This window comes from Arsenicibacter sp. R0_47 (assembly GCF_057652235.1).
The window spans coordinates 52125-65175 of the sequence record NZ_JBYFCJ010000013.1 but is presented as its reverse complement, the minus strand read 5'-3'; the positions used below and the strand labels follow the sequence as shown (position 1 = coordinate 65175).

General features: G+C 49.4%; 6 protein-coding genes. All 6 read right to left on the bottom strand.

From position 1 onward, the window contains the following. Positions 1-17 precede the first annotated feature (17 nt). Positions 18-2387, bottom strand: coding sequence for a carboxylesterase family protein (locus AC23NW_RS20245; protein WP_487451616.1), 2370 nt, complete (start codon positions 2385-2387; stop codon positions 18-20). Positions 2388-2412: 25 nt separating this feature from the next. Further along, positions 2413-4353, bottom strand: coding sequence for a glycoside hydrolase family 97 protein (locus AC23NW_RS20240; protein ID WP_487451615.1), 1941 nt, complete (start codon positions 4351-4353; stop codon positions 2413-2415). 186 nt (positions 4354-4539) lie between these two features. Then, positions 4540-6048: a glycoside hydrolase family 43 protein gene (locus tag AC23NW_RS20235; RefSeq protein WP_487451613.1), complete on the bottom strand. Its 1509-nt coding sequence runs from the start codon at positions 6046-6048 to the stop codon at positions 4540-4542. A gap of 317 nt (positions 6049-6365) precedes the next feature. Beyond that, entirely contained in the window at positions 6366-8585 is a 2220-nt protein-coding gene (locus AC23NW_RS20230; protein WP_487451740.1) for a glycoside hydrolase family 127 protein, read from the bottom strand. 194 nt (positions 8586-8779) lie between these two features. After that, complete coding sequence (locus AC23NW_RS20225; RefSeq protein WP_487451611.1) at positions 8780-10453, bottom strand: glycoside hydrolase family 43 protein; 1674 nt, start codon at positions 10451-10453, stop codon at positions 8780-8782. Between the two features lie 30 nt (positions 10454-10483). Next, positions 10484-12958 carry a glycoside hydrolase family 95 protein gene (locus tag AC23NW_RS20220; RefSeq protein ID WP_487451610.1) on the bottom strand — a complete coding sequence of 825 codons (2475 nt, stop codon included), beginning with the start codon at positions 12956-12958 and terminating at the stop codon, positions 10484-10486. Positions 12959-13051 lie beyond the last annotated feature (93 nt).

The window sequence follows — 13051 nt, the reverse complement described above, 5'->3', positions numbered from 1 at the left end:
GGATTGTTTGTTTAGTTCTACTTAGCCCATTCTTTACCTTCGGGCGTTCTTCTCCATTCAAAATATTTATCGAGTACTTTCATGGCATCTTCGCTCGGAACAGCCCCCATAAACGCCTTTTGTTGGAAATACATGACCGCAGGTTTTTTGGTCGAAAATGCCTCCCATTGCGGCACATTTCCACCATTCGGGTTGCCGTTTTTGGCAAAATTTGTCCAGTAGGTCATAATGGTTTCAGACAATGCTTCGTCCGTTGGCGTACGGTTCTGGTCGGCGGGATTGAGGTTACCAAACACAAAAGCAACGTCCTGCGCATGGGGGGAGCCGTAGCCAAATTTGGCCGAACCTGCGGGGTACTCTGGGTGCTGGTCTAAATAATAGTAATAAACCTTGTCCTTGGATTTTTGAGACTGGAGGTTTGCCCACGCCCACGTTTGCCAGCCAAAAGCCGCGTCACGCGCCAAATCCCGTGCCGTTTTGGGAACGCTGTTTTCGTCCACGGGATAGGCTTTGATTAGTTTTTCGGCAAAAGGCCCGTAGCGTTTGGTGGTGCTTTCGATGTAGTCTTTCGGCGTTTTTGGCGGCATAAAACTCGCGCCTTCGTCGGAGTTGTAACCAATCAATACTGGCGTATGGTTAAACTTACCCTTTTGGTATAAAACATGTTGGTCGTCGGGAATAACGTAGCCATCGACAATAGGCCAGCCTCCGGGGTTGCCAAAGCCTGATGGGAGCTTGTCGGCGGGTAAGGCGCGAAGTTCGGCCAATGACGTAGCCCCTGCTTTCTGCATAAATTCAAGGCCCTGTTTTTCGGCCAGCGCCAACAGCTTCATGTTTTCGCCCGGATAGGTGGTGAGTCGGTGGGGGCCAAACGAGCCACCGCTTTGCGAAATTGCGCCGTGAAAAAGCCCTTTAGCCAACGGCGACGCACACAACATACTGACGGCAATTCCTCCCGCCGATTCCCCGAAAATGGTCACTTTATCAGGATTGCCACCAAAGGCTTTGATGTTTTTCTGCACCCATTGTAAGCCCGCAATCATGTCGAGCAAGCCATAGTTGCCTGACGTTTTTTGAGGTGTTTCGGCACTCAGTTCGGGATGCGCTAAAAAGCCCATTTGATTGACCCGATAGGCGATACTGACGAGGATTACGCCTTTTTTTGCCAATTTTTCGCCGTTCGTTACGGGTTCGGAGGTAGCCCCAAAGCTAAATCCGCCGCCGTAAATCCAGACCATCACGGGCAGGTTTTCATTGGCCGTTTTGGCGGGCGACCAGATGTTCAAGTACAAACAGTCTTCGCTCTTGCCCGAAGGGGGATTGCCACCCTGATACGGGGCGGGGGCAAATTGGGTCGCTTGTTTAATGCCTTCCCACTTGGCGGCGGATTGCGGGGCTTTCCAGCGAAGGGCACCCACGGGCGGGGCAGCAAACGGAATGCCTTTATAAACTGATAACCCGTTTTCGGTGCTGCCTTGGAGCAAACCCTCTTGTACTTTTACGGGAGCGGGTGGTGCAATGCTGCTTTCGTCGATGTCGATTTTTTTGCCTTGCGAGGCCAACAAGGCCGCCGCGTAGCGCTTGCCAAAAATGCGGATGCCTTCGCTGCTGAAATGGAGTTTATCGGGAACAGCGGGCAGCCCTTTGGACGAAACCACAATGGCTTGGGGAATCACTTGTGGCAAGGTCGCGATGATGGGGTTCATGCTGGCACATTTGCCGCCCTGATCGGCATTGACCAGCTCGCCCGCCAGCAACGGCAATGAGTTGGCGGGTAAGTTCAGGTCGGTCAACAAATCGTCGTAGATTTTTTTGACCTTCATCGGCCAGCCTTTATCGCCCGTGTTGGATTCACCCTGATGCAGCAAAATGCCTTTGATTACCCCCGCTTTTTGCGCCAAACGCGCCATTTCTACCAATCGTTCGTACGGATTCCCGCCGTATTGATTGGCCATATTAATCATCCACGGCCTTTCTTTAGCCGAGGTGTCGAGGTACATTATATAGTCTTTTTTATCAAAAATCTCAATCTTACTCCCCGCCACGGCCACGTGCACAAAACCTACTTTGACGTTTTGCGGCAGATTCGCTACCAACGTCCGACCGAAATAATCGGCGGGCGAAAGGCGGGTATTGCAGCGGCAAAGCGGTGGTTTGGCCGTGTACCAGTTGCCTTTTGTACGCCCCAGTTCAGGACAGTCCACGGCGGCCAGCAACCGAAGTCGGTTGTCCACGGTCGTATCCTGCGGCTCAATGCGGGCAGGCCCTTCCATGTTCGACTGCCCGATGCAGAGGTAAATGTGGAAGTTAGGGTCCTGAGCGTGGGCGCTATATCCTAAAAGCAAAAGCGTCAGCGCTAAAAACAGGGTTGATTGAAATTTTTTCATGATTTTGGTTAAGGGTTTGTCCTTGTTATTGCTGCACAATCAGTACGCCGCCATTCGTCGGAATCGTCAGGGTAACTTCCTGATTCTTCGGCAGTTTTGAGGTACTGACTTTGCCGTTCAGTTGTTCGTCGTCAGTATATTGCCGCAAATCTGCCCCCGCCGCAATCATGGGCAGTTTGACGGTTAGTTTCAGGGTTTCTTTTTGCGAGTTTATACCTGTTACATACCAGTTATTGCCATGACGACGCGCCAGTACCACGTACTTCCCAGGATAACCGTCAATATAGCGAACCTCGTCCCAAGTTGTTGGGACTGTTTTCATAAAACTGATGGCCCAATCTGGTGCGTCTGTTAAATTGTTGGGAGCCAACGCAAAGTGCTGCACGGCACTCTGAAACAATACCGCCGTTGCCAGCGCATACACATCCGACGTTACCCGCTTTGAGCCACGGTTTGGCGTATTGTTGGCATTGTAAAATTTATTCAAAGCACTTCCGCCAAAATCCATGCTGCCGACGGTGTTTCGGATAAAGGGGTGCAGTGTGGCGTTAAACGCCTCATAATCACAGCTCCGCTGCGAAAAGGCGAGGTTTTCGCTGGCCAGAACGGCCTCACTTGCCGCATAGTTTGGATACATCCGTTCCCAGCCACGCGGCAGGGTACAGCCGTGAAAAATGCACAGGATACCGTAGTCGTTGGCGTCGTACAGGATGTCTTCATAGACCTTCATGGTTTCCTGTTTATCGCCGCCGAAAAAGTCCACTTTAATGCCTTTCACGCCAATACTTTTCATCCACGCCATCTCTTTCCGACGGGCAATGGTGTTGTCCATAATCCCTCTCGGGCCTTGCGGAGCATCGTTCCAGTAGCCGTTGGAGTTGTACCATAAATACAAACTAACCCCTTTACTCGCGCCGTATTTTGCTAATTCTGCTATTTTCTCCCGTCCAATCTGCGTGTCCCAGAGGGCATCCACGAGAATGGTTTCGTAGCCCATCGCCGCGCTGAAATCAATGTATCGTTTCTGTTCGTCATACACTGTTTTGCCGTCCATGCCGATGATCCAGCTCCATGAGCCTTTGGTATATTTATAGGACTGCGAAGCCGCATAACGGGGTTCTACTACGTCGAATGGTACGGTCGTTTCGATAATCGGTGCCAATGTTTCACCTACAGTAATGGTGCGCCACGGCGTTTCGCCGGGTAGCGGGAGCCCCGGCGCGGAAGTTCCGTTGCCGTTGTTTTCGTCGGGCATTGGAAACCCGATGGTGTATAACCCTTCTGAATGACCAATCAGTCGGCTGCCACAGTATCGGCTGTCCACGCCCGTTTCAGAAATTAACACCCAGCCGTTGGTATTGACCTTGAATAAACACGGAAAGGTGTATCCGTTGCCTCTGCCGTTTTTCCCCAACGTATCATCGACCGTATAAGGGATTTCGTAGCTTGGCATGGTTCGGGCAAAACCGACCATGGCTTTACTTTGTGCCGACAAAAACGTGGTGGTTCCTTTCGGAAAGGCAAAACCCGATGCTTCTTCGTTGACAACACAGCTACGGGATTGTTTTTGGGGATACACCTTGTAGCGAAACGCCACATCATTGTTGCTCACCCTGAACGTCACCTGAAAAGCTTCTACGTTGTTTTTTGAGAACACAAATCCCCCTTCATTGGCCACATAATGTACCTTTCGTTGCTTTATGTTGGGCAATTCATAGGTATTGTCAATTTTCTGAACACTCGTTTTAGCATCCACCAGTGCCAAATTCTCCGAAAAATCACCCACGTTGGTTTTCAGTCCGAGCGGCGATTTTGTCAGGAACGTCTTGCCATTTAAAGAAATACTATACGAGGGCTTTCCATTGTCTAAGGCAAGATTAACTACCAGTTTGCCGTCAGGACTACTGATGGTTTGGGCATTAACAGCCAGAGAACTCAATATCAGCCAATAAAAAAGGTACTTCATTTGCGCTAATGTTTTATTAAAATTCTTTCACCCTAAAAAGCTTATTTGGGTTTCCCGCCAGACAAAAGTTTCTTACCACATAGGCACATAGAAAACATAGATTTTTTTACCTTTTGTGCCCTATGTAACTATGTGGTTTATATATCCGCCGTATGCTATGGTTCTTTTGCATACAGCGTGTTTTTATTACTTCTCTGAAATCTTGTCATCTATTCGGAAATAATCAAAGTCGGCAAAACCGCCCGTGGATTGGGTAGCGTAGTTGAACAATCCGAAACGGTAACCCATAAAATGCGGAATCGTGTAAGGCATTTTCAGCGGCTCACCGATTTTAGTCCAAACCTTGCCGTCGAGGCTGTAAAAGAAATGGGCGATGTCTGCGCGGTTCTTGAAATTACATTCTGCCTTGACGTACAGCGTATTTTGGGTAAGCGGGATGTTCTCAATCTCAACGGGTTTGCCCGTGTTGGCACTCACCATGACGATTGATTTTTGCCCTTTGCCCACCTTTACCCCTACCAAACCAAAATTCTTTTGTAACAAACCCAACCCCGCGAAGTCGCCTTCTTTCATGTTTGAGGCATCCAGCAAGGTCGAACCCGTCGATTCGGGGCCGATGGTGCGCTGGGTGAGGGTGTTGCGGGCGAGAACAAACGAGCTGTCGATTCGTCCCGTTTTTAAGCGTAAAAAGCCTTTTCGTTCGGATACCGACCAGAGCGAATTATCGGGGTTGTGGTTCCATTGCCAAACCAACGGCAAGGCCGCGTCGCCTTTTTTGCGGGTAAATTCGTCCGAGGCTACAATGGTGGGAATGAGCGATTTATTGGCTGGCAAATCCAGCGTTTCGGGGACTTTGCCGTTAACGCCCAACACAGGCCAGCCGTTTTCCCACGTCACAGGCACCAAATACGGAATGCGCCCAACCCCGCCGTAATCTCGGAACAGGTACGAGAACCAGCGACCGTCGGGCGTGTCAATCAAGCCGCCCTGCGCCACGCCCAAATCCTGCAACGCCACGCGGCCTTCCCACGGCCCCGTGAGCTTGTCGGCGCGGTGGATAATCACCGTCCGCATACCGCCTCTTGGCCAGCAAATATTGAACAAATAGTATTTTCCGTTGACCTTAAATAACTGCGAACCTTCTGCTCCGAGCATGATGTTATTCCCCGCTGGTGCACTGCCGTTTTCGATGATGGTTTGGTCAAGCCCGCCTTTTTTGATGCCCGACACGTCGCTTGTCAGCTCAATGATTTTGATTTTTCCGTTACCATAAATCATATACACCCTGCCGTCGTCGTCGAAATACAGACTGTGGTCGTGGAGGCTTGGCGCGAACGAAACCGATTTCCAAGGGCCTTTTTCGATGTTTTTGGTGGAATAAACGTGGGTTTTACCCGTTGTTTGGGCAAATGTCGTGACGTAAAAAAGGCCGTTGTGATACTTGATGCAGCTCGCCCACGAACCCCGCCCGTAAGTACCTTTGCCGTCGGTCAGGTTGAGGGAAGGCACATTGGCCAGCGTGTCATAGACGTAGCCAAACAGTTGCCAATTCACCAAATCCGTCGATTTCATCAGGGGTACGCCGGGGCTCATGTGCATGGTAGTGCTGCTCATGTAGTACGTTTTCCCGACGCGAATCATCGACAAATCGGGCACATCGGCATAAATGATGGGATTGCGGGCTGTTTGTGCCATGACTTCTGCGGCCAACAAAAGCCCCAGAATCAATCGAAAAGCACAATGAAAATTACATTTTAACATACGTTTATACCAATAGTCCGTGTTAAATTGACACAATTTAGTTTACGATAATACAGAGGCGCACAAGAATCATTTACTAAGTCTTCGTTTGTTTAACCTCACGGCAGCGGCCGACCGTCCCCTAAATCCCCCTCTCCTTTCTGGAGAGGAGGACTTTTCAAAGCCCTTCTCCAGAAAGGACGGGGCCGCCCGAGCGGAAGGGTTGGGATGAGGTTAAACAAGCGCCAAATAAGGCTCATGTATTCAAACCTCTATTTCACCAATCTTATCTGAAAAAACCGTGGCGTCGGCCTGCCGTTTTCGGATGTAATTTTTAGCTTAACAAGTTCTTTATCATCGGTTTTTACTGTAATCACTTTGTCTTTTACGGCGAGTAATTCCGCAGCCCGATCATTGATAAAAATACCCACATCCTCCGTTTTCAGATTTCCCGAAAAATGAATTTCAAGCGTTTTACCCGCCAGCTCTTTGTTTTGCAACTGATACGAAATGTACGAGCGGGTATTTCGCCAGAAACGGCCGTCGTCGTCGTAGCCCGAGTCGCTTTTTTCGCCTTTGTACGCATGATCTACTTCGGGTTGTTGTTCGCCGCAATTTACCTTATCAACCGTTCGGGCTTCCAACGCCAATGCCTCGGCTTCCTGCTGACGTCGGGTTGCTTTCTGAGCGTCAAAATCGGCCTGCGTAAAGGTCTGGAAATACATCTGGTAACGGGCATCGTGGATTTCGTAGAACGGTTGCAGCGTCAGCGAGTCAAGGGTAAAAGTTAGATTACCAGTCGGTTTTATCTTTGAAAGATAGGAGTCGGTATGGCCAATCAACGCGTACGCTTTGTCGATGGGGTACAGTTTCCCTTTGGTTTCGTGCCCCATGCGGCTGTCGTCGGCAAACAGCCCGACCAAGTCGGTTTTAGCGGTTTGCGCCGCCAACACAATCGGCCCGTGCACAAATGCCGCCCAGTTCGAATTGTCGGGCAGGTATTCCAGTTTGGTTGTCGTCGAAAAACGCACCGTCACTTTATCGCCCGATTTCCATTTTTTCTCAATGCCCATGTAGTGTGCGGGCTGGGCGCTGACAGGATACTTTTTCCCATTGACCAAAACCTCAACATTTTCCGCCCATTTCGGGGAACGGATTTGCAAGGCAAACGTCTGTGATTTAGCCAGTTTCAGCACCAGTTCTGTCTGGTTTTTGTACGGAAACTCCGTGCTTTGGGTGAGTTGAATATTTTTTTCTTTCCAGTCTAAGGTGGAAGGAATAAACAGGTTGACAAACAGGTCATTGGCCGAATGGCTGTAAATCAGTTCGCCGTATTTGGTATGGTTTTCGATGCCCGAACCAACGCAGCACCACATGCTGGTTTCAGGTTGCGAATAGACCCGATAATGGTTGGGGCGAATGGGCGTAAAATACACAAAACCACCCTTTTGCGGATGCTGACTCGATAGGATGTGGTTGTACAAAACCCGTTCGTAAAAGTCGAGATACGTCGGGTCGTTTTTGTCCAGAAACAGCGCTTTGCTCAACCGCAGCATGTTGAACGAATTGCAGGTTTCAGGGCCCTGATTCGATTTGAGCATCGAACTGAAATCATTCGTTGGGTTAAAATGCTCACGCACGCTGTTTCCGCCGAAAGCCACGCTACGGGTTTGGGCTACATTTTGCCAGAAAAAACGCGCCGCTTCCGACCAGTCGGCATTGCCCGTTAACTGCGCAATTTTTTCAAACCCAATCACCTTCGGAATCTGCGTATTGGCATGTAAACCCGTCAGTTTGTCCTGTTTTTGTAGTAACGGATTCAGAATAGCGCGGTGAGAAATACGCTGGGCGGTGGTCAAATACTTTTGGTTTTTGGTCAACAGGTACAGGTCGGCAAACACCTCGTTCATGCCCCCGTGTTCGGTACGGAGGATTTGTTGAATCTGGTCGTCCGAAAGCGGCTGAATGAGTTCGACAAACCAATCCCCCAAACCGACCAATACCTGTTTGGCTTGCTGATTACCCGCAAATTCGTAGGCATCCCGCAAGCCTGCAAACAACTTATGAATGTTGTAGAGCGGCACCCACGTGTTGTTCAGCCCAAAGCTGCTGCCGTCGATGTCTCCTTTGTGAATACGTTCCCAAAACACCTTTCCCTGCGGAATGCCGCCCACGTAGCCGTTGCCGTTTTTGGCCTGACAATGAGCCAGTTGGTCCACCATGTAGTCAAGCCGCTTTTTCAGTTCTGCATTGCCCGTCGAGGCATACATCATAGCCAGTGCCGACAGGTAATGTCCGCCGATGTGGCCGTCCAGCCCCGAGCTTTCCCAGTTGCCATAACGTTCGGCTTTCAGGGGTAACCCCGCGTCGATGAGGTACGGCGCCAGCAGCTTATCAGGGTTCAGCGAAAGGATGTACCGCATGTCCACGTCCTGCGCGTTCTTGAAAGCACCATTCGTCACCTTCACCTCCTGAAGGGTAAACGGTTGCATCTGCCCGAATGCCGAAAAGCTGAGCAGGAAGGCAGTTATGGTATGTATTAGTAAGGTTCGCAAGGCATTATTTTTTAATCCTTGGAAAGGTTTTGAACCTTTCCAAGGGTAGACGTTTTTTATTTCAATATAGGATCATTGCCACTGTATTTCATTTCATCCTTGGAAAGGTTTTGAACCTTTCCAAGGGTACATTATTTCAAGACAGCATCATTACCGCTGTATTTCAAATACTTAAATGTTGCTGTATTATCGCTTTTTTCACCATTTGAAGTAGCATACATAGCATACACATTGCCAATAAATCCACCTGATACTTTGGTAGATAAGTGCTTACCATCTAAGTTTTCGGCAACGATTTTGTACGTTTTACCGTTTTCAGAAATCTCAAAATCAACTTTATCGGCTTTTGACGTTATTTTTAAGTTCAATTTGCCATTTCCTACGGGTAGCGTATTGATCAATTCTACGTCTTTTTTGCGATGCACACTTTTGTATAATTCCACTTGTGTTTTACCCTCTTTGATAGATTTTGCCAAAAAGTAAAAATGGCTTTCGTCTTGATAAATCACCAAACCAGCCTTTTCCTTTTCAGTTTTTGGCGTAAAATTCAACTCTGTTTCAGCTACTGAATACATGTGTTGCTGGCGTTTGGCCACAAAAGATGGATTGCCCAACTCTGAGATCGTTTCAGGCTTGAGTTTAAGCGTTAGCCCATTTTTAGAAGTTTTAAATGAACTACTATCAACCGTTCGCAAGTGCATTAGCGAAAGGTCGAGTCCTTTGTCGAAGGTCATGGTATAAGCAAAATTGCCGTTTTGCGGCAAAGCCCCTTTCTGTTTTACCTCCTTGATGTTGGTTGCATACTTGTACTCGATGGCTTTTTCGCCGTGTTCAATCATCGGCCAATCGTTCACCCACGTGAGCGGAGCAATGAACATTTCACGACCAGTATTATAATAATCACCTTCGTAAGGGCGAACAGCCAAGAAAATTGAATACCAATTGCCGTCGGGGCCTTCGATAAACTGGGCGTGTCCTGCCGACGTTATCGGGTTGGGGCGGTCGGCGGGTAAGCCTCTTTGGGTCAAGACTGGGTTGCCTTCAAACGGCACGTACGGCCCCCAAATATCTTTGCTGCGCAAGGCTACTTGTGAGTGATTCACGGACGTTCCTCCCTCGGCACAATACAGTATATACCAATCGTTGCGTTTCAAAATGTGTGGACCTTCAATCCAAACTGGTTTTTTGGTAATGTCCACCCCACCGTTTATCAATTGCTTTTTTTCTCCGATCGTTTTTAAGTTTTTGTAATCAAACTCATACATCTGAACGGTGCGATGACCCGGATAAAGTGGTTTATTATCAGGAGCGTCGCTGTTATAAACCACATAAGCTTTATCGGTGGCTTCGTCAAAATAAATGGATGGGTCGATGCCCCTGACTTGTGGAAGTTTTACAGGGTTGCTGTACGGTCCCGCTGGGTTGGTAGCGGTCACGACAAAGTTCCCGTCATGGTCAATATCCGTGCAAGTAACGTAGTATATGCCTTTGTAATACGTAATGGCAGGAGCAAAAAGCCCACGGCTCATGCGCTCGCCCATAAAATCCATTTGCGACGGACGGCTGATGACGTTGCCGATTTGTTTCCAGTTTTTCAGGTCGCGGCTGTGCATGATGGGCAGACCCGGAAAGTACGAAAACGTAGAATGCACGCTGTAATAATCAGGCCCGACTTTAACGATGCTCGGGTCAGGATAAAAACCCGTCAAAATCGGGTTGTTTAAGGTAACTTTCTGAGCCTGCGCAAGTGGACTCAATGCCATTAAGCAAGCAAGACAAAAGGCGGTAAGTGCAGTTTTCAACATGGTTATGATTTAAGTATTCTGTTCGTTAGTTTATTGGGCAACAAAGACATACGACTTCCCAGCCTGTGTTGGCACATCGTATAGCACCGTTTCTTTCAACGAAAGAGGGGCCACGCTGGCTTTGGCCGAAATGACCGCTGGGGCAGTTTTTTGGGTCACATAAAACGCATTTGGATTCTCGCCTGTCGCGGATTTCAAAGCGCCGCCGCCCGTAAGTTTGAGGGCATTGGGCGTACGCACCCGCAGGTTGCCACCCAAAGTGGACTTTATGGTCAGTTTGGTTAGTTTGCCGTCTTTCCACTGCATCTCTGTCACCTCAAAACCGCCGATGGCGCGCAAGCCGCCCGCGTTGCCAGCAGGCCACACATCGGGCAGTGCAGGTAATAGATGTATAGCGCCGTCAGCACTTTGCATCAGCATTTCGGTGATGCCCGACGTACAGCCAAAATTGCCGTCAATCTGGAACGGTGGGTGTGCATCAAACAGGTTGTTGTACGTCCCGCCGCCTTCCTTAATGACACCAAGGGGCGTTAACTGATTCTGAATCAACGCATAGGCATGGTTGCCATCCTGTAACTTTGCCCACCAGTTTACTTTCCAGCCCATGCTCCAGCCCGTCGAAACGTCGCCACGGTGAATGAGGGTAGTCCGCGAGGCATTGAATAATTCGGGCGTGCGGTAAGGAGAAATCTGGTTAGAAGGGAACAGGCCGTACAGATGCGACACGTGGCGGTGGTGGTCGTTGGGGTCGTCCACGTCGTCGAGCCATTCCTGCAGTTGACCGTATTGCCCCACGTGCATGGGAGCCAGTTTATTCCGTAACTGCTTGAGCGTATCAGCAAAGGCAGCGTCTTTTTTCAGGATTTCCGTTGCCCGAATTACCGTACTGAACGCATCGAACACAATCTGGTTGTCCATCGTCGTACCTGCATCCAGCGACGAACCGTCGTGTGCTTGCGGGGCGTTTTCGGGGGAGCTCCCAGGGTTGATCACCAGCCATTTGTATTTAGGGTGTTCAATCAGAAAATCGGCGTAGAAAAGAGCCGCTCCTTTCAGAATGGGGTAAATTTTTGTCAGATACGCTTTGTCGCCGCTGTACAGATAATGCTCCCACAAGTGTTGGGCTGTCCAGCCACCGCCGCCGAGCCACATGCCCCAGAAAGCCCCGTCGATAGCCCCCGTTGCCCGCCAGATGTCGGTATTGTGGTGCGCCATCCAGCCACGGGTGTGGTACATCTCCCGCGCCGTTTCCTGACCTGTTTCCGACAGCTCCGTTACCATTTTTAAGAACGGTTCGTGCAGCTCCGACAGATTGGTTTTTTCGGCAGGCCAATAGTTCATCTGGGCATTGATGTTGATGGTGTATTTGCTGTCCCACGGCGGTTTCATACGGTGGTTCCAGATGCCCTGTAAGTTGGCAGGTTGTCCAGATTCCCCTTTATTGCTCGGTTGTGAAGACGAAATCAACAGGTAACGACCGTATTGGTAATAGAGCGTAACCAACTGAGGGTCATTGACTGAGCGAAAGTTTTTAAGCCGTTCATCGGTTGGGAGTTTGGCAGCGTCGGTAGTGCCAAGATCCAGTTTCACCCGATTAAAATAGTGTTGGTAAGCGGCAATATGTTGCGCCAGCAGGGCCGCGTATGGTTTAGGAAATGCCTTGTTCAGGTAGTCGTAGGCGCGGGCTTTTTCATCCCCCGAAACGTCTTTATAGTTGACAAAATTGGTGGCAATCGAAATATAAATGGTAGCCGACGTAGCATCTTTTACGGTCAGGCTGGTATCCTTGGCGGCGACTGTCCCGCCGTTGGTTTTGATTTTCGCAATACCCATGTATTTCACCATGCCTTTCACTCCTTCGTGGTCGGAGGTAGTGCCCGCAATGGTAAGTTCGTTGGCATTGGCACTGATGACAGGTTTTAACTGAGGAGTAGTATAGGAAGCGCGGAACGAAAGCGCACTGGGTTTGCTGGCCGTAAGCTGTACCACCAATACACGCTCAGGCAACGACGCAAAGATTTCGCGGGTGTAGGTCACGCCGTTGGCGGTATAGCTCGTTTTTGCAACAGCCCGCTCAATGTCAAGGTCACGGTAATAATCGGTGTAGTTATCGTGACCTTCAAAAGTGAGGTTCAAACTACCGACGGGCTGAAACATCTGCCCGTGTGATTTTTTGGTGATAATGGTTTTATTAGCCAGTTTCTCGGCGTCTTTTTGTTTCCCGTCAAAAATCAGCTGGCGGATTTGGGGTAGCGACGCCCACGCGTCGAGGTTATCGTTGCGGTTGGGACTACCCGACCAAACGGTGTGTTCATTCAGCTGAATCGTTTCTTTGCCAACATTGCCATAGATCATGCCGCCCAAACGCCCGTTCCCAATCGGCAGGGCATTTTCCCAGACCGTTCCCGCAGGTTTGTTGTACCAGAGTTTGAGGTTTTTGGATGATTGCTGAGCCTGACAAATTGTGCTGAGCAGGAAGAGAAGGGCCGGAAAAACAGATCGCATGTTGTTAATGTTGCAGGGGTTATTTAGTAGTAAAAGCATAAAGAGGATGAAAAATACGTCCTCTTTATGCTTTATTTCAATCCCGGTAAAAAA

What these genes read in the sequence shown, in the direction of transcription:
- AC23NW_RS20245 (WP_487451616.1), bottom strand. Translation starts at nt 2,387, where the DNA reads ATGAAAAAATTTCAATCAACCCTGTTTTTAGCGCTGACGCTTTTGCTT.
- AC23NW_RS20240 (WP_487451615.1), bottom strand. Translation starts at nt 4,353, where the DNA reads ATGAAGTACCTTTTTTATTGGCTGATATTGAGTTCTCTGGCTGTTAAT.
- AC23NW_RS20235 (WP_487451613.1), bottom strand. Translation starts at nt 6,048, where the DNA reads ATGGCACAAACAGCCCGCAATCCCATCATTTATGCCGATGTGCCCGAT.
- AC23NW_RS20230 (WP_487451740.1), bottom strand. Translation starts at nt 8,585, where the DNA reads ATGCAACCGTTTACCCTTCAGGAGGTGAAGGTGACGAATGGTGCTTTC.
- AC23NW_RS20225 (WP_487451611.1), bottom strand. Translation starts at nt 10,453, where the DNA reads ATGTTGAAAACTGCACTTACCGCCTTTTGTCTTGCTTGCTTAATGGCA.
- AC23NW_RS20220 (WP_487451610.1), bottom strand. Translation starts at nt 12,958, where the DNA reads ATGCGATCTGTTTTTCCGGCCCTTCTCTTCCTGCTCAGCACAATTTGT.